This window comes from Enterococcus sp. AMC1157 (assembly GCF_058216555.1).
Window position 1 is genome coordinate 338,433 of the sequence record NZ_CM177099.1, and the last position, 18,866, is coordinate 357,298.

The 18,866-nt window shown below is 36.4% G+C and carries 17 protein-coding genes; 16 read left to right on the plus strand and 1 reads right to left on the minus strand.

Annotated elements, in window-relative coordinates; all coding sequences use genetic code 11:
* The first annotated feature begins 44 nt into the window (after positions 1 to 44).
* The 12 genes from pyrR to AC4BBX_RS01730 all read left to right on the plus strand — a co-directional run bounded on the left by pyrR (position 45) and on the right by AC4BBX_RS01730 (position 13,272).
* Positions 45 to 584 carry a bifunctional pyr operon transcriptional regulator/uracil phosphoribosyltransferase PyrR gene (pyrR, locus tag AC4BBX_RS01675; RefSeq protein WP_490454745.1) on the plus strand — a complete coding sequence of 180 codons (540 nt, stop codon included), beginning with the start codon at positions 45 to 47 and terminating at the stop codon, positions 582 to 584.
* 1 nt (position 585) lies between these two features.
* Complete coding sequence (gene uraA, locus AC4BBX_RS01680) at positions 586 to 1,863, plus strand: uracil permease (RefSeq protein ID WP_490454746.1); 1,278 nt, start codon at positions 586 to 588, stop codon at positions 1,861 to 1,863.
* 38 nt (positions 1,864 to 1,901) lie between these two features.
* The gene (locus AC4BBX_RS01685) at positions 1,902 to 2,828 is read left to right on the plus strand and encodes an aspartate carbamoyltransferase catalytic subunit (protein ID WP_490454747.1); all 927 of its coding nucleotides are present in this window, start codon (positions 1,902 to 1,904) and stop codon (positions 2,826 to 2,828) included.
* 19 nt (positions 2,829 to 2,847) lie between these two features.
* A complete protein-coding gene (gene pyrC, locus AC4BBX_RS01690) occupies positions 2,848 to 4,131 on the plus strand; it encodes a dihydroorotase (protein ID WP_490454748.1) in 1,284 nt (427 codons plus the stop codon).
* Position 4,132: 1 nt separating this feature from the next.
* Positions 4,133 to 5,212 carry a carbamoyl phosphate synthase small subunit gene (locus AC4BBX_RS01695; protein WP_490454749.1) on the plus strand — a complete coding sequence of 360 codons (1,080 nt, stop codon included), beginning with the start codon at positions 4,133 to 4,135 and terminating at the stop codon, positions 5,210 to 5,212.
* 1 nt (position 5,213) lies between these two features.
* Positions 5,214 to 8,396 carry a carbamoyl-phosphate synthase large subunit gene (carB, locus tag AC4BBX_RS01700; RefSeq protein WP_490454750.1) on the plus strand — a complete coding sequence of 1,061 codons (3,183 nt, stop codon included), beginning with the start codon at positions 5,214 to 5,216 and terminating at the stop codon, positions 8,394 to 8,396.
* Positions 8,397 to 8,412: 16 nt separating this feature from the next.
* Positions 8,413 to 9,192 (plus strand): dihydroorotate dehydrogenase electron transfer subunit, encoded by a 780-nt coding sequence (locus AC4BBX_RS01705; RefSeq protein ID WP_490454751.1) that lies wholly within the window; start codon positions 8,413 to 8,415, stop codon positions 9,190 to 9,192.
* Complete coding sequence (locus AC4BBX_RS01710) at positions 9,192 to 10,124, plus strand: dihydroorotate dehydrogenase (RefSeq protein ID WP_490454752.1); 933 nt, start codon at positions 9,192 to 9,194, stop codon at positions 10,122 to 10,124. Before AC4BBX_RS01705 ends, AC4BBX_RS01710 begins: the two co-directional genes overlap by 1 nt.
* On the plus strand, positions 10,121 to 10,837 hold the full coding sequence (pyrF, locus tag AC4BBX_RS01715; protein ID WP_490454753.1) for an orotidine-5'-phosphate decarboxylase: 717 nt from the start codon (positions 10,121 to 10,123) through the stop codon (positions 10,835 to 10,837). The genes AC4BBX_RS01710 and pyrF overlap by 4 nt, the downstream gene beginning before the upstream one ends.
* The gene (pyrE, locus tag AC4BBX_RS01720; RefSeq protein ID WP_490454754.1) at positions 10,837 to 11,469 is read left to right on the plus strand and encodes an orotate phosphoribosyltransferase; all 633 of its coding nucleotides are present in this window, start codon (positions 10,837 to 10,839) and stop codon (positions 11,467 to 11,469) included. The genes pyrF and pyrE overlap by 1 nt, the downstream gene beginning before the upstream one ends.
* Positions 11,470 to 11,841: 372 nt before the next feature.
* Positions 11,842 to 12,426, plus strand: coding sequence for a GGDEF domain-containing protein (locus AC4BBX_RS01725; protein WP_490454755.1), 585 nt, complete (start codon positions 11,842 to 11,844; stop codon positions 12,424 to 12,426).
* Positions 12,427 to 12,591: 165 nt separating this feature from the next.
* Positions 12,592 to 13,272, plus strand: coding sequence for a carbonic anhydrase family protein (locus AC4BBX_RS01730; protein ID WP_490455741.1), 681 nt, complete (start codon positions 12,592 to 12,594; stop codon positions 13,270 to 13,272).
* 73 nt (positions 13,273 to 13,345) lie between these two features.
* Here the strand turns inward: AC4BBX_RS01730 and efbA are convergent, their stop codons facing one another.
* Complete coding sequence (gene efbA / locus AC4BBX_RS01735; RefSeq protein WP_490454756.1) at positions 13,346 to 15,040, minus strand: fibronectin-binding protein EfbA; 1,695 nt, start codon at positions 15,038 to 15,040, stop codon at positions 13,346 to 13,348.
* Positions 15,041 to 15,161: 121 nt separating this feature from the next.
* On the opposite strand from efbA, the gene AC4BBX_RS01740 reads away from it, so the two are divergent.
* The 4 genes from AC4BBX_RS01740 to AC4BBX_RS01755 all read left to right on the plus strand — a co-directional run bounded on the left by AC4BBX_RS01740 (position 15,162) and on the right by AC4BBX_RS01755 (position 18,817).
* Complete coding sequence (locus tag AC4BBX_RS01740) at positions 15,162 to 15,800, plus strand: hypothetical protein (protein ID WP_490454757.1); 639 nt, start codon at positions 15,162 to 15,164, stop codon at positions 15,798 to 15,800.
* Between the two features lie 352 nt (positions 15,801 to 16,152).
* Entirely contained in the window at positions 16,153 to 17,172 is a 1,020-nt protein-coding gene (trpX, locus tag AC4BBX_RS01745) for a tryptophan ABC transporter substrate-binding protein (protein ID WP_490454758.1), read from the plus strand.
* Positions 17,169 to 18,053, plus strand: a complete 885-nt coding sequence (locus tag AC4BBX_RS01750; RefSeq protein WP_490454759.1) for an ABC transporter permease — start codon at positions 17,169 to 17,171, stop codon at positions 18,051 to 18,053. The genes trpX and AC4BBX_RS01750 overlap by 4 nt, the downstream gene beginning before the upstream one ends.
* Entirely contained in the window at positions 18,050 to 18,817 is a 768-nt protein-coding gene (locus tag AC4BBX_RS01755; RefSeq protein ID WP_490455742.1) for an ABC transporter ATP-binding protein, read from the plus strand. Before AC4BBX_RS01750 ends, AC4BBX_RS01755 begins: the two co-directional genes overlap by 4 nt.
* Positions 18,818 to 18,866 lie beyond the last annotated feature (49 nt).

Below are 18,866 nucleotides of genomic sequence, written 5' to 3' on the forward strand. Positions count from 1 at the left end.
CGTATTTAATCAAGTAAAAATTATGAAATGAGGGAAAGAACAACATGTCAAAAAAAGAAGTTATCGATGAAGTAACAATGAAAAGAGCACTAACAAGAATTACCTATGAGATTATTGAAAGAAATCGTGGGATTGATAATTTGGTTCTCGTTGGAATTAAAACAAGAGGAATTTACATTGCTCAAAGAATTGCTGATCGTTTAGAGCAATTAGAAGGTGTAAAGGTTCCAGTAGGAGCATTAGATATTACTTTGTATCGAGATGATAAAAAGCGTCATAAAGAAGAACCAGAATTAAACTCTTCAGATATTGCTGTTTCTTTAGAAGGAAAAGAAGTCATCTTAGTAGATGATGTATTGTTCACTGGTCGCACAATCCGAGCTGCCTTAGATGCGGTGATGGATTTTGGAAGACCAAGAAGAATTTCTTTAGCTGTACTAGTAGATAGAGGTCATCGTGAGTTACCCATTCGAGCAGATTTTGTAGGGAAAAATATTCCCACTGCTTTAACTGAGGAAATTATTGTTGAAGTAGAAGAGACGGACGGCCAAGACCGAATTTTAATCAACAGCGGGGAGGAATAGTATGTCGAAAGAAAAATTTCGTAATCCAGAAGCTATTTTAGATGTTCACGATCGCCCAAGTTTGTTTGCTTGGTTAGGCTTAAGTCTACAGCATTTGTTCACAATGTTTGGAGCGACTGTCTTAGTACCTTTCTTAGTCGGATTAGAACCAAGTATTGCTTTATTCAGTTCCGGTGTCGGAAGTTTATTGTACATTTTAATCACCAAAGGAAAAGTTCCAGCCTATTTAGGAAGTAGTTTTGCTTATATTACAGCGATGCAGTCCTTGATGAGTACCTCAGGTTATCCAGCTGTCGCACAAGGAATTATCTACTCTGGAATTGTTTATCTAATCGTAGCTGTTATTATTGCCAAAGTCGGTTCGGCTTGGATCGATAAAATTTTACCACCCATTGTAGTAGGTCCAGTAATTATGGTTATTGGTTTAGGATTAGCAGGTAACGCTGCTGAAAATGCCATGTTTAATGACGGTCTATACGATCCTACATTTTTCTTAGTCGCTTTGGTTACATTAGGAATTACTATTTTCTTCAATATGTATTTAAAAGGTTTTCTAAGCCTGATTCCAATTCTATTAGGAATTGTGGGAGGATATTTATTTGCCTTTGCAATGGGGATTGTTGATTTAGAGCCAGTCAAAGAAGCGGCGTGGATTGCTGTACCGAATTTTCAAATAATGTTTGTCGATTATTCTTTTGAATTTTCGATGGCGGCTTTAATTAGCATGGCACCAATCGCTTTTGTTACAATGACCGAACATATGGGCCATTTAATGGTTTTAAGTAAAATTACGAAGCGTGATTTTTTTGAAGAACCAGGGTTAAAAAGAACCTTATTTTCGGACGGTTTATCAACGATTATCGGTGGTTTGATTGGTGGGCCTCCAACCACAAGCTATGGTGAAAATATTGGTGTCTTGGCAATTACAAAAGTTCACAGTGTGTTTGTTTTAGGTGGAGCTGCTGTGTTAGCAATTATGTTTAGTTTTATTGGCAAAATAAGTAGTTTAATCAGTAGTATTCCTACGCCAGTTATTGGTGGAATAAGCTTTCTATTGTTTGGTGTTATTGCTTCAAGTGGTTTGAGAATTTTGATCGATAATAAGATTGATTTCGATGAAAAACGAAATTTAGTTATTACGTCAGCAATTTTAGTTATCGGCATTGGTGGAGCTTACTTGAAAATTGGAAACTTTGAATTGACTAGTATGGCATTAGCCACGGTAATTGGAATTGGCTTGAATTTAATTTTACCTAATAAGGCAAGAAGTGAAGTGTAATTTCAAAAAGATTTTCTACGAATTTGGAGGAAGACAGAGTGATTATTAAATCTGAACGAGTGAGTATCAAACATCTGTTGACTGTTGAATCTTTATCAGATCAAGAAGTTATGGGATTGATACGTCGAGGACAAGAATTTAAACGAGGCGCTAAATGGACACCGGCCAAAGATCAATATTTTGCGACAAACTTATTTTTCGAAAATAGTACCCGGACTCATAAGAGCTTTGATGTAGCAGAAAAAAAATTAGGTTTGAATGTTATTGAATTTGATGCTTCGACTAGTTCGGTACAAAAAGGTGAGACGCTTTATGACACGGTGCTTACGATGTCAGCGATTGGTGTTGACGTTGCGGTAATCCGCCATTCAGATGAAAATTACTATGATGAACTTATCCAAAGTCCAACCATTCAATGCAGTATTGTAAATGGAGGGGATGGGAGCGGGCAACATCCGACGCAATGTTTGTTAGATTTATTAACCATATATGAAGAATTTGATTCATTTGAAAATCTAAAAGTTGCTATTGTTGGAGATATTACCCATTCGAGAGTAGCAAAATCCAATATGCAAATGCTTAAACGTCTAGGAGCTCAAGTCTATTTCTCGGGTCCTGAAATTTGGTATGATCCTTCTTTTGAAGTCTATGGTCATTATTTACCATTGGATGAGTTAGTTGAAGAAGTCGATGTGATGATGTTATTAAGAGTTCAGCACGAACGACATGATTCCAATGAAAGTTTTTCAAAGGAAGAGTATCATCAAAAATATGGTTTAACCATAGCTCGTGCAGCAAAAATGAAAGAAAAAGCAATTATCATGCATCCAGCACCGGTCAATCGAGATGTAGAAATTGCCGACTCGCTAGTTGAAAGTTATAAATCAAGAATTGTCACACAAATGTCTAATGGTGTGTATGTACGTATGGCTATCTTAGAAGCTATCTTAGAAGGAAAATCATAAATAACAAGGGGGAACTGTGATGGATACTTTAATTAAAAATGGCAAAATTATTTCTCATGGCAATCAATTGACAACGGTGGATGTATGGCTTAAAGAGGGGAAAATTCACGCAATCGGTGAAAGTTTTGATGAAACAAGTTTTGAGACGATTATTGATGCAAAAGGGCAGTTAATTACTCCTGGTTTAGTCGATGTTCACGTTCACTTTAGGGAACCTGGCTTCACTTATAAAGAAACAATTGAAACGGGAAGTAAAGCAGCAGCCAGAGGTGGATTTACGACTGTTTGTGCGATGCCGAACCTTGATCCAGTTCCAGACACAGTTGAGAAATTCAAAGCAGTGCAAGAAATTATTGATCGAGATGCAGTTGTTAATGTATTACAATATGCACCAATTACCGAAGAATTACGCAGTGAAGTATTAGTTGACCAAGCGGGATTAAAAGCAGCAGGAGGCTTTGCTTTTACCAATGATGGTGTTGGTGTGCAAACCGCAGGTACGATGTATCTAGCGATGAAAGAAGCAGCAAAAAATAATATGGCAATTGTAGCCCATACAGAAGATGAATCCCTATTATTTGGAGGTGTCATGCACGCTGGCAAACGTTCAGAGGAATTAGGATTGCCAGGAATTATCAGTGCAACCGAATCTTCACAAATTGCCCGTGATTTACTTTTAGCAGAAGAAACGGGTGTTCACTACCATGTTTGTCACGTTTCAACTAAGGAAAGTGTTCGTATAATCCGTGAGGCAAAACAAGCAGGTGTACACGTTACTGCTGAAGTTTGTCCACATCACTTACTTTTGACGGATCAAGATATTCCAGAAGACAATGGTTTTTGGAAAATGAATCCTCCATTGAGAGCAAATGATGATCAACAAGCTTTAATTGAAGGACTATTAGACGGCACAATTGACTGTATCTCAACCGATCATGCCCCTCATGGACTAGAAGAAAAATGTCAATCTTTCTTACATTCACCATTTGGGATTGTAGGTTCGGAATATGCTTTTCAAATGGTTTACACAAACTTTGTTAAAAAAGGTATTTTCACTTTGGAACAAGTTATTGATTGGATGGCAGTTAAACCAGCTGAGATTTTTGATTTAGAAACAGGTCGCTTAACAATTGGAGCAAAAGCAGATTTAGCCATTTTCGATTTAGAAAATGAGTATATCGTAGATGATAAACAATTTTTATCAAAAGCGGTGAATACACCTTTTGTAGGTTGGAAATTATATGGCGATACAATGTATACCTTTGTAAAGGGAAAACTTGTGTGGCAAAAGGATGGGGAATAACATGAAGCGTTGGCTAATTTTAGAAGATGGTACTTATTTTGAAGGAGAAGGATTTGGTTCAGAAACAAACGTTTTTGGAGAAATCGTCTTCACTACAAGTATGACAGGTTATCAAGAAACTATTACGGACCAAAGTTTTAATGGACAAATTATTACTTTTACCTATCCGATGGTCGGAAATTATGGCGTCAATCGAGATGACTATGAATCAATTGCCCCAACATGTAAAGGTGTTGTTGTAAAAGAACATGCGCGTCTAGCAAGCAATTGGCGAAATCAAATGACCTTAGATGAATTTTTGAAGCGTAAAGGTATTCCGGGCATCTCTGGAATTGATACAAGAGCTTTAACCCGTAAAATTCGTGAACATGGAACGATGAAAGCGAGTATTGTTGATAGTGGAGATGAATTTAATCATGCGTACGACCAATTAAAAGCCGCTGTTTTACCAACCAATCAAGTAGAGCAAGTATCAACGGCGAAACCTTATCCAAGTCCTGGAACGGGTCACAATGTTGTAGTTATTGATTTTGGCTTGAAACACAGTATTATGCGTGAATTATCTAAAAGAAACTGTAATCTAACAGTTTTACCATACAATACGACCGCAGAAGAAATTTTAGAATTATCACCAGATGGTGTCATGTTAACAAACGGACCAGGAGATCCCAAAAGTGTTCCCGAAGCCATCGAAATGGTTCAAGGTATTCAAGGGAAAGTGCCAATCTTTGGCATTTGTTTAGGTCATCAACTATTTGCTCTAGCAAATGGGGCAGATTCTTATAAAATGAAATTTGGTCATCGTGGTTTAAATCATCCTGTTAGAGAAATAGCAACAGGTAGAATTGACTTCACTTCACAAAATCATGGCTTTGCGATTGACGAACATTCGATTGACACTGAAAAATTGATGATTACTCATGTTGAAGTGAATGATGGAACGGTTGAAGGAGTTCGCCATCGTCGTTACCCAGCCTTTAGTGTTCAGTATCATCCAGATGCTGCACCAGGACCGCATGATGCGGCACATTTATTTGATGAATTTTTAGAAATGATGGATGCATGGAAGGAGCAGAACTAAATTGCCAAAACGTACAGATATTAAAAAAATTATGGTTATCGGTTCTGGACCAATTGTCATTGGACAAGCCGCGGAATTTGACTATGCAGGTACACAAGCATGTCTTGCTTTAAGAGAAGAAGGATATGAAGTTATCTTAGTGAATTCGAATCCTGCAACGATTATGACGGATAAAGAGATTGCCGATCGCGTGTATATTGAACCAATTACTTTCGAGTTTGTTTCTAGAATTTTAAGAAAAGAGTTGCCAGATGCCATTTTACCAACACTTGGTGGACAAACAGGATTAAACATGGCGATGGAATTAGCGAAATCAGGGATTCTAGATGAATTAAAGATTGAACTACTTGGAACTAAATTAACAGCGATTGATCAAGCTGAAGATCGTGATTTATTCAAAAAATTAATGGAAGAATTAAATCAACCGATTCCTGAATCAGAAATCGTGACAACCGTGGAAGAAGCTGTTACTTTTGCAAATAAAATTGGCTACCCAATTATTGTTCGTCCAGCCTTCACTTTAGGTGGGACTGGCGGAGGAATGTGTGACAATGAAGACGAATTACGCCACGTTGCCGAAAATGGCTTGAAATTATCACCAGTGACGCAATGTTTAATTGAACGAAGTATTGCTGGATTCAAAGAGATTGAATACGAAGTAATGCGTGATTCGGCAGACAATGCGATTGTTGTTTGTAACATGGAAAACTTTGATCCAGTAGGAATTCATACTGGAGATTCAATTGTTTTTGCTCCAAGTCAAACTTTATCCGACCATGAATATCAAATGTTAAGAGATGCATCTTTATCAATTATTCGTGCTTTAAAAATTGAAGGTGGCTGTAACGTTCAGTTAGCCTTAGATCCACATAGCTTTAACTACTATGTGATTGAAGTAAACCCACGTGTTTCTCGTTCATCTGCACTTGCAAGTAAAGCAACAGGTTATCCGATTGCTAAATTAGCCGCAAAAATAGCTGTCGGTTTGACATTAGACGAAATGAAAAACCCAGTAACGGAAACAACATATGCTGAGTTTGAGCCGGCTTTGGATTATGTCGTTGCAAAAATTCCACGTTGGCCTTTTGATAAGTTTGAAACAGGCGAACGCCTATTAGGAACTCAAATGAAGGCAACAGGAGAGGTTATGTCAATTGGTAGAAATATCGAAGAATCTCTGCTAAAAGCGGTACGTTCACTAGAAATTGGTACTCATCATATTGAAATTCCTGAATTTGCCGAAGTAACAGATGTTGAATTGACAGAAAAAATGGTCAAAGCACAAGATGATCGTTTATTCTATCTAGCAGAAGCAATTCGTCGTGGATATACGATCCAAGAGCTTGCAGATCTGACTAAGATTGATTTATTCTTCTTAGATAAAATTTTACACATTGTTGAAATCGAACAGGAATTGGCAAAATCAGTGAATGACTTGTCTGTTTTAAAAACAGCAAAACAAAATGGTTTTACTGACCGTAAAATTGCTGAATTATGGGGAACAACTCAAAATGACGTTCGAACCTTACGTCAAGAAAATAAGATTGTTCCAGTTTATAAAATGGTGGATACTTGCGCAGCGGAATTTGAGTCAGCAACGCCGTATTTTTACAGCACCTATGAATTTGAAAATGAAAGCTTACGTAGTGAGAAACCATCTGTGCTTGTTTTAGGATCGGGTCCAATTCGAATCGGTCAAGGGGTCGAGTTTGACTATGCAACTGTTCACTCAGTAAAAGCCATTCAAGCAGCTGGTTATGAAGCGGTTATTATGAATAGCAACCCGGAAACAGTTTCAACAGATTTTTCAATTTCAGATAAATTATATTTTGAGCCATTAACGATTGAAGATGTAATGAATGTCATTGATTTAGAACAACCAATTGGTGTCATCGTACAGTTCGGTGGTCAAACAGCAATTAATTTAGCCGAACCTTTAGTAAAAAATGGGGTCAAAATTTTAGGAACTAGCATTGAAGATTTAGACCGTGCGGAGAATCGTGATTTATTTGAACAAGCATTAAAAGCTTTAGATATACCACAACCTCCTGGTGATACAGCAACCAATACCGAAGAAGCTGTAACGATTGCCAATCAAATTGGTTACCCTGTACTGGTTCGTCCAAGTTATGTCTTGGGTGGTAGAGCGATGGAGATTGTCGAGAATCAAAAAGATTTAGAAGACTACATGAAACATGCTGTAAAAGCTTCACCAGAACACCCTGTGTTAGTCGATCGTTATTTATTAGGTCGTGAATGTGAAGTAGATGCAATTTGTGATGGAGAAACTGTATTAATTCCAGGTATTATGGAACATATTGAACGTGCAGGGGTTCATTCAGGTGATTCAATGGCCGTTTATCCGCCGCAAAGTCTTTCTGAAGAAATTATCGTAACTATTGAAGAGTATACGAAACGTCTGGCAATAGGTTTAAATTGTGTGGGAATGATGAATATTCAGTTTGTTATTCATGAAAACACTGTTTATGTCATTGAGGTAAATCCTCGGGCTAGTCGTACGGTACCATTTTTAAGTAAAGTGACAGGAATTCCAATGGCACAAGTTGCTACAAAAGCAATTTTAGGAGATAGTCTAAAAAGCTTGGATTATCAAGATGGTTTGTATCCGATTAGCAAAGAAGTGCATGTGAAAGCACCGGTCTTCTCATTTACTAAATTACTAAAAGTTGATACTTACTTAGGGCCTGAAATGAAATCAACAGGTGAAGTAATGGGATCAGATGTGAATTTAGAAAAGGCTCTTTATAAAGCTTTTGAAGCATCAGGTTTGCACATTCCTGAATTTGGTTCAGTTATCTTCACAGTTGCAGATGAAAATAAAGAGGAAGCCTTTGAATTAGCTAAACGTTTTTCTGATATCGGCTTTAGTTTGCTAGCAACAAATGGTACAGCAAGTTATTTCACAGAAAAAGGTTTAAATATCAAAGAAATTGCCAAACTTTCTGACAAAGAATGCGAGACGGTAGTTGATATTATTCGCTCTGGAAACACGCAAGCTGTAATTAATACGATGGATAAAAATCGCCAAAATGTATCAGAAGATGGTTTCACTATCAGACGTGAAGCTGTAGAACATGGAGTTCCCTTATTCACTTCTTTAGATACAGCAGATGCTATTTTAAAAGTAATGGAATCTCGTGCCTTTTCAACAAAAGCAATTTAAGAAAGGAATTGACAGCATGAAACAAGAGATGATGGTCATCACTTCTCAACGCTTATTAGCACCAAGTATTTATGAACTGACTCTTAAAGGTCATTTAGTGGAGCAGATGAAGATTCCGGGACAGTTTTTGCACATTCGTGTTCCTAGAAATGATTTGCTTTTAAGAAGACCTATCAGTATTAATGATATTGATTCTGAAGCAGGAACTTGTCGAATTATTTATCGAGTTGAAGGTGATGGCACTCGAGCATTTTCTGAAATGGAAGAAGGAGATTTGCTTGATGTGATGGGGCCGTTAGGAAATGGTTTTCAAATATCTACTATTCATGCTGGAGATACCGTCTATATCGTTGGTGGAGGCATTGGCATTCCTCCGCTATACGAGCTTTCAAAACAGCTTGTTGATTTAGGAGCAAAACCGGTTCATTTTTTAGGCTATGCTTCCAAAGATGTGTTGTATTACGAAGAAGAATTTAAGTCCTTGGGTGAAACGTTTATCTCAACAGATGATGGTTCTTATGGAACACATGGACACGTCGGCGTGATACTTAATCAAAAGATAGAACAACCAGATGCTGTTTTTGCTTGTGGAGCAACAGGGATGTTACGAGCAGTAGAGGCTAAGTATATAGATATCGTTGCCAACGTTCAACTTTCAATGGAACAACGAATGGCTTGTGGGATGGGAGCTTGTTATGCTTGTGTCTGCAAAGTCAAAGATGATCCAACAGGAACAAAAAGTCTCAAAGTTTGTGATGAGGGTCCGATTTTTCCAGCTGGAAAGGTGGTATTATAATGGTTAATCCTTTAGAGGTTCATTTGCCTGGATTAGACTTAAAAAATCCTATCATTCCAGCCAGTGGTTGTTTTGGTTTTGGTAAAGAGTATGATACTTACTATAATATTGACCAATTAGGGTCGGTTATGATTAAAGCGACAACCCCTGAACCACGTTTTGGTAATCCTACGCCAAGAATTGCTGAAACACCAAGTGGTATGTTAAATGCGATTGGCTTACAAAATCCCGGTTTAGAAGTTGTCGTAACAGAAATTTTGCCTGATTTAGCAAAAAAACACCCAGACTTACCGATTATTGCTAATGTCGCAGGTTCTACAGAACAAGATTACGTCGAAGTTTGTCGCGAAATCTCTAAAGCTCCTAATGTAAAAGCGATTGAATTAAATGTCTCTTGTCCTAATGTGAAACATGGAGGAATTACCTTTGGAACAGATCCAAAAGTAGCCAATCAATTAACAATTGCCGTAAAGAAAGTTTCTTCTGTACCTATCTATGTGAAATTATCTCCGAATGTAACCGACATAGTTCCGATAGCTCAAGCGATTGAAGCTGGAGGAGCAGATGGATTTACAATGATTAATACCCTTTTAGGAATGCGTATTGATTTGAAAACAAGGAAACCGATTATTGCGAATCAAACAGGTGGTTTATCTGGACCGGCAATCAAACCTGTAGCGATTCGTCTAATTAATCAAGTGGCAAATGTATCTCATTTACCCATCATTGGTATGGGAGGAATCATGACAGTGGATGATGTGATAGAAATGTTCTTAGCAGGTGCAAGTGCAGTGGGTGTTGGAACGGCAAATTTCACTGATCCATTTATATGTCCTAAATTAATTGATGCATTACCACCTCGTTTGGAGGAATTAGGAATTTCATCGCTAGAAACACTGATTAAAGAAGTAAGGGAAGGAAGAAATCAATGATAACACGACCGATAATTGCTTTGGATTTTCCATCTAAAGAGGAAATTGAATTATTTTTAGCGAAATTTCCAGAAGATGAAAAACTTTTTGTTAAAGTTGGCATGGAAATTTTTTATCAGGAAGGTCCTGAAATTGTTCGTTGGTTAAAAAGTCTAGGACATGATATTTTCTTAGATTTAAAGTTGCATGATATACCAAACACTGTCGAAAGAGCAATGACTGGTATAGCAAAATTAGGTGTAGCTATTACGAATGTTCATGCTGCTGGTGGAGTAGAAATGATGGCGGCAGCCAAAAGAGGGCTAACAGCAGGAACTAAAACAGGAGCAATCGTTCCTCAATTAATTGCTGTCACTCAACTGACTTCTACTTCAGAACAACAAATGCAAAAAGATCAGCAGATTTTAACTACATTAGAAGAAAGTGTTTTGAACTATGCTATGCGTAGTCAAGAAGCTGGATTAGATGGAGTTGTATGTTCAGCTTTAGAAGCAGCGAAGATTCATGAGGTGACTTCTGATAACTTTATGTGTCTGACGCCAGGTATTCGTCCGGAGGGTGCGGCTGTAGGAGATCAAAAACGCGTCGTAACTCCTGCATTAGCAAAAGAAATAGGTTCGAATGCAATTGTTGTGGGGCGCCCTGTGACACAAGCTGCAGATCCAGTATCAAGTTACCTAGAAATTAAAAAACAATGGAATGGGGAAAAGTAATGACTACTATTGAAACAAAGATTGCCCAAAATTTATTGGATATCGAAGCTGTATTTTTAAGTCCCAACGATCCTTTTACTTGGGCAAGTGGCATTAAAAGTCCAATTTATTGTGATAATCGTATGACAATGAGTTATCCTGAAGTACGTAAAGCAATTGCTAAAGGTTTGGCGGATAAAATCAAAGCAGACTATCCGGATGTTGAAGTGATTGCGGGAACTGCCACTGCAGGAATCCCACATGCTGCTTGGGTTGCTGAAATTCTTGACTTACCAATGGTTTATATCCGTAGTAAGGCCAAAGATCATGGTAAAGGAAATCAAATCGAAGGCCGCATTCAAGAAGGTCAAAAAATGGTCGTCATTGAAGATTTAATTTCTACTGGAGGTAGTGTTTTAGAGGCTTGTGAAGCTGCTAAACGTGAAGGAGCAGATGTTTTAGGCGTTTCAGCTATCTTCACTTATGAGTTGCCAAAAGGAGTAACCAACTTTGAAAATGCGGGCGTTTCTCTAACAACTTTGACAAATTACTCAACATTGTTAGAAGCTGCCTTAACCTCAAATTATATTGAAGAAGCTGATTTAGAATTATTGAAATCTTGGAAACAAGATCCAGAAAACTGGAATAAATAATCAAGTAGAGATCATTTCATTCAATGGACTGATCTTTTTACTTTTATACATAAGGCATTTAGAGAGCATAATATGATGATTTTTAAGAGACCTCTAATAATTAATTACAAAGAACAGTAAAAAAGGCTCACTGGAAGTTTCCTAATAACTTGTTACTATTCACAGTTATCTTTCTAATCTCTTCGCTACACTACACAACGAAGACTGCTGTTGTCGACCGTAGGACCAACTGGAGCCGGTCATCGATAGGCTTGAGGTGTTTTGTTCTAAAAGTTTAAAAAATTAAATAAATATTAAGGAGCCAAGCAAGTTACTATCACAGTAAATGGAGAAGAGCGTGTCTACGAAGTTGCTCTTCAGACCATAAAGCATGTGGTTATTCGCTCCAAATATGCGTTACTACATGATATCACTGAAAAAGAACGGTTGCTAAATGAGCTGCATAACAAGGCTAAATACGATTATTTAACTAACATTTTTAATCGTCAGACGTTTACTGAAGTAGGAAATCAATTAATCAATGATGCTCGTTTAGATACCATGCTGATTGGTGGAATTTTAGATATTGATAATTTTAAACTGATTAACGATCGTTTTGGACATCCTTGTGGTGACTATGTGTTGAAACGATTTGCTCAGGAAATTCGATCGCTTATGGTATATTATCCGAATAGTATTTTTTGTCGTTATGGCGGGGAAGAATTTGGTTTTCTTTTTCAAGAATTGAATGTGGAAGAAGTTGTGGAATTCTCAGAAGCTTTTCGTAAAAAAATAGCTGATTTACAAATCGAATGGAATGAAGAAACCATTAATTTGACGATTAGCATGGGGCTAAGTAACACTGCAAAAAGGGATACAACTAATTTGAATGAAATATTTCTTGAAGCAGATGTGGCATTGTACCAAGCAAAAAATGCAGGGAAAAATCAACTCGTATTGTATAAAAATGCACAATGAATTTTTGTAAAAAAAAGTGCAAAACAATGTTCATTTTGAATAAATTCTGATAGCATATTGAAAGAGCCTTGACGTAGACTTGTCAGGGCTGTTTATAACTGCAAAAATAGTATGTTGAGTTCGTACTATTTAGGGGAGGAAATTTTTTTGACGATAAAAAGAAATATGGATGTTGAATGGAGTTATTCAGGCTCTAATGGTCCAGAATATTGGCATACATTATGCGATTGGTATGCAGATGGAGCTAAATTTCCTTATCAATCACCCATTCATTTACTGCATAACCATACAAAAGAAATTGGAGACGAACGTTTAGATTTTCATTACAAAAAAGAACAATTTACTGAAAAGGAATTTAAGAATACCATTCATTTTGTTCCATATAACACAGAAAGTTACGTTGTTTTCAAAGGAATAAAGTACGTATTAACAGATATCCATTTTCATATGCCTAGTGAACATATCATTGATGATAATCAAACAGAATTAGAATTCCATTTAGTGCATACAAATAAAGATCAAGAAAACTTAGTAGTGGGAGTTCTATTTAACTTAACAGAAAAACTACATTGGATCTGTAATGCTCAAGATGATAGTATTTGGGATTTTGAAAGTCATAATCAATGGTTTAACCCTGAGATTTTTTTACCTGTACAAAAGAGTCATTTTCATTATGTAGGTTCACTAACGACTCCACCTACAATGGGACCAGTCAACTGGTTTGTTTTTGATGAGGTAGGAGAAATGAGTCGTTTATTCATCGAAGAATTTCGAGAAGAAGTATTAAAAAACAATAATCGTCCGATTCAAGATACAAAAGATCGAACTGTTTTTTATTGTGAATAGAAAATTATCAAATAAATCATAACAAAAATGCATGAAATCAATGTTTCTAAAACAGATTTCATGCATTTTTGTTTTAAACTTTTAGTTTTAATATATTCTTCTCTTCAGGAGTGACGAAATAAGTCGTTTGATTTTCATAAATAACATAACCAGGTTTAGCTCCATTAGGTTTTCGAATATGTCTTACTTGGACCAAATCAACCGGTACTTGGGCTGAATGACGGTATTTAGAAAAGTAGGCAGCTAATTCTGCTGCTTCTAAAATCGTTTCTTCTGTAGGTTGATCGCTACGAATAATTACATGGGAGCCAGGAATATCCTTGGCATGTAGCCAATAGTCAGATTTTCTCGCGGTCCGCATGGTCAACTGGTCATTTTGCAGATTGTTTTTACCCACGAAAATTTCGGTACCATCGCTAGCAATAAACTGTTCGGGCTGAGATTTTTTTGTTTGTTTTTTTCTTTGTTGTTGTCGATTTTTAATATAACCTTGTTCAATTAATTCTTCTCGGATAACGTGTAAATCCATTGGTCCAGCAAGCTCTAATTGATCAATCACAGACTGCAGGTAGTTTAATTCATCCGTTGTTTCTTGAATTTGTTTGTGAACGACTTTTACTGCATTACGAAGCTTTTGGTAACGTTGAAAATAGCGTTGAGCATTTTGATTCGGCGTTAATGCTGGATTTAAAGAAATCTCCAGAGGGCGATTTTCATCATAATAGTTTTCTAAAACAACTTTGTCTGCACCTCGAGGAACTTGTACCATATAAGTCGTTAAAAGTTCTCCTTTTTGGCGAAATTCTTCTGCATTTTCTGAATCAGTCAATGTTTGCTGTCTTTTTAAAAGTTTTGATTGATTTCGTTTAAATTCATTTTCGACTTTCTTTAATAGCTCGCTACCTTGTTGTTTTACACGATCACGCTCTGCTTTTTCATGATAAAAAGCATCTAGAAGCTGACTCAAATTATCAAAGAAAAATTTTTCTCCCTGTAAAGAAGAAAAAGGAAGGGGCGTAAAAAACTCTCTTTTTTCATTTCTTGTTAATGTTGGTTGGAGTTTTGTTGAAAGTTCTTCAAAAAATTCTCTCCAAACTTTTATTTTTTCATTTGAGCGTTGAGTTAATCGATAGGCTAATTCATCTGCCGTATCTCTGCCTAGTCCTTGAAATTGTGACTGCAGAGCTTTCCCTGAAAATTCATCTAAGTGAGAAAGTTTTTCAAAAACAGCTGTCTCTTGAGCAGTAAATGGATTTAGTGTATCTTGTTTCGGCGGAGTGATATAGTCAGCTCCTGGAAGCAAAGAACGATAGGTATTCTGTGAAGTACCAATATGTTTGATTGCATCCAAAATTTTCCCGGTCTCTTTATTTAATAAAAGGACTGTACTATGTCTGCCCATCAATTCAACAACTAGAACAACTTGTTGTAGATCTCCTAATTCATCCCTTTTTCTAAATGTGAAATGAATGACACGATCATTTTCGACTTGCTCAATTGTTTCTAAAATCGCACCATCTAGATACTTTCTTAACATCATTACAAAATTAGGGGGTGTTTCTGGGTTCAAGTAAGTCATCGAAGTTAATTGAACTCTGGAATAACTTGGATGAGCGGAAAGAAGTAATTTCTGATTTTTTCCATTGGCACGGATAATTAAGACAACTTCATTGTCGTAAGGCTGTTGAATTTTATTGATTCTTCCGTGTAAAAGCTCTTTAGATAATTCTTGAATCATTAAATGGGTAAACACACCATCAAAAGACATCGTTTATCCCTCGTTTCTTTTTTAGTCTGTTCTTATTATATCAAAGATAGTCAAAAAAATGCCAATCAATCATAAGTTTTCTTGACGACAACCGCTATTACTTGCTAGTATGTGGGTATAAATGAAAAGAGAATCTAAAAAAGTAGGTGTGTTCCCTTTGGAATTTTTAAAAACTATCAGACGTACGTTTCAAAATCTTTGGTATGATTTTGAGGACGTCATCTATGAGGATCAGAAAAAAACAATCATTTATTCCGTGGTAGGAGTCATTCTTGTTAGTTTGTTTACATTCTCAATGATTGCATTTAATCATCGAGTACGTAGAGAGCAACTCTCTTATCTAGTAACGGAAAGCATTCCAATTGAATCGATTGTACCACTAGATTACAATAAAGAAGATAAAATGATTAAAGAGACTCAAGCCATTTCAGTGATGTTTGTCAAGCCTGAGAGTAGTCAGTACAATCAAATCCTTCAATTATTGCAGGAAAGAGAAGAAGAATTAAATCGTACCTTTTACTACTATCCGATTGTCTATGGTACGGAAGCAATAGAGAAGAAGTATCAAATTAATTCGAATGAAGCAACCTTTGTTTTCTTTGAAGAAGGAGAAGAAAAGAATCGCTTTACTTTTGAGCATCAAGCAGCGGATTTAGTTATTCCTGAGCTAAATCGCTTGCCGATGTGGACGATTAATAATCAACGAGAAGATGTCACATCTAATTCCGATCAAGAAACAACAGAAACTACCTCGGAGTAATCAATTATCTGAAAATTCAATTTTAGACTTGACTACTCAAAGAGAGTGGGGTATTCTTATTTCAACTTTAATGAAGGAGGAGTAAATCATGAAACTATTTAACGCATACACATTTGTACTATTATGGCAAAATTGGCGTAGGTAGTTGTATTGATGGACTTCATTCCATAGATACAACTTTTTAGAGAACATTCTAAAGCTTGTATCTATGTCGGAAATATTTCGTATATACGACCGCATAGATTCTTTCATCTATGCGGTTTTTGTTTAGCAATTGCCGCAAGCAGTTGCTTTTTTGTTTGAATGATTTAGGGTGTTTGAGTATAAAAACTATAATAAAGGGGAAATCAACATGAAAAACAAAGGATTAATGGCAAGTCTAGCACTAATTATTATTGTACTAATTGGCGTTTTTGCTTATCAAGCAGGAAAATCAAGTGGTCAAGAGGCAACTCCAGTAGAAAACGGAGAAGTAAAAACAGTAGGGATTTTACAGTTTGTCAGTCATCCAGCTTTAGATGCGATTCGAGAAGGAATTGAAGATGCTTTAGCGGAGGCGGGATTTGTTGATGGAGAAAACTTAAAAATTGAGTTTCAAAATGGTCAAGCTGATCAGAGTAAACTAGCTACAATGAGTGAACAATTAATTGATAAACAATCCGATGTCTTGGTTGGGATTGCAACGCCAGCAGCCCAAGCTTTAGCAAATAAAACAACTGAAATTCCAATTGTTTTAGGCGCAGTTACTGATCCAGTTGGAGCAAACTTAGTGGCTGATACAGAAAATCCAGGTGGAAATATTACGGGAGTTTCTGATAAAGCACCAGCAGATGAACAAATTCGTCTAGGAAAAGAATTAGTTCCAGATGCTAAAGTTGTTGGGATGTTGTATTCATCCACTGAAGATAATTCAAAATACCAAGTGGCAGAGGCAACGAAAGCTGCAGAAGAACTTGGATTAGAAGTAAAAACTTATCCAATTCCTTCGACAAACGAAATTACTCAAACTGTTCAGGTAATGAGCGAGTTAGTCGATTTTATCTACATTCCGTTAGATAATACGATTGCCAATGCGATGCCAACGGTGGTTGGTGAAGCTAACAAATCCAAAACACCGATTATCACCTCTGTTGATACGATGGTTGAACAAGGTGGATTAGCAACAATTGGTATTGATCAGTATACTATTGGAAAAGAAACTGGGAAAATGGTTGTCGATATTTTAAATGGTTCGGATCCTGCAACCACACCAATTTATACTTTTGAAACAGGCGAAATTATTTTAAATGAAGAACAAGCAAACTTTTTAGGAATTGATATTCCACAAGAATTATACGAAACTGCAAAAATTGTTGGAGGAGATTCAGAATGATTATTTCATCTATCGGTCAAGGGTTTTTATGGGCGGTACTGGGCTTAGGTATTTTTATGACTTATCGTATACTGAATTTTCCTGATATGACAACAGAAGGAACTTTTCCATTAGGTGGAGCAGTCTGTGTCGCAGCTATCGTGAGAGGTTTTTCTCCTTTGACAGCTACTCTTTTAGGTGTACTTGCAGGGATGTGCGCTGGTTTAGTTACAGGACTGCTTTACACTAAAGGGAAAATACCAGTAATTTTATCAGGAATTTTGGTTATGTCAGCTTTAAATTCAGTGATGTTGTTTGTTATGCAAACACCAAATTTATCTTTACTAAATCAACGTCGAATTTTAGATATATTCACTAAAATGAATCTACCCAATTATTTTGACACGGTTCTTTTAGGGCTGATTGTTTTAATTCTATTAATTGGTTTATTGTTATTTTTCTTTAATACAGATTTTGGTCAAGCTTATATTGCTACGGGAGATAACGAACAAATGTCTCGAGCTATGGGGATTAAAACCGATCGAATGAAAATTATGGGACTAGTTTTATCAAATGGCGTTATCGCATTAGCAGGTGCTTTGATTTCTCAAAATGACGGCTATGCGGATGTAAGCAAAGGAACAGGAGTCATTGTTATTGGGTTAGCTTCGATTATTATTGGAGAGGTATTATTTGGAGAACTGACCTTTTTCGAACGTTTATTAGCGATTGTCGTTGGAAGTATTATCTATCAGTTATTAATTTTACTGATTATTCGTTTAGGATTTGATACAACTTATTTGAAGATTTTCTCAGCTATTGTCTTAACTATTTGCCTATTAATTCCTCAATTAAAACAAGCACTTAATTTAAAAACTGGTTTGGAAGAGGAGGAGGCATAATGATTATTTTAGAGATGAAAAAAGCGACAAAAATCATTAACAATGGTTCGTCAGAACAAAAAGTGTTGTTAAATAATGTCAATCTTTCTATCAATGAAGGGGATTTTATTACGGTTTTAGGTGGAAATGGAGCCGGTAAAAGCACCTTGTTTAATACAATTTCAGGGACCTTACCACTAACAAGTGGCAAAGTGTTTATTCATGATTTAGACGTTAGCCAACATACTGAAGAAAGAAGAGCCCAATTTATTTCCCGTGTTTTCCAAGATCCAAAAATGGGAACGGCTCCTCGAATGACCGTTGCGGAAAATTTATTATTAGCCAAAGGTCGTGGACAAAAAAGAGTTTTCCGCTTGCGTCAGTTGCAACAAAATCGGGAGTTTTTTTATCAATTATGTCAAGAAATCGGGAATGGACTAGAACAGCACTTAGATACTCCAGCTGGACACTTATCAGGTGGTCAGAGACAAGCATTAAGCTTATTAATGGCAACAATTCAAACACCAGAATTACTGTTATTGGACGAACATACCGCTGCTTTAGATCCTAAAACATCTAAACAATTGATGGAAATTACTGCCAATCGTGTAGCAGAAAAGCAACTGACTTGTTTAATGATTACTCATCGAATGGAAGATGCTTTAAATTTTGGTAATCGACTAATCGTTTTGAAAAAAGGCGAAATTGTCCAAGATTTATCGGCTGAAGAGAAAGAAAAGTTAACCATGCAAGATTTACTAGCTTTTTTTGAAGAAGTTATTTAAGCAGTACTTTTTTACTTATGAGTAATAAATACTAAGCTATTATGATGTA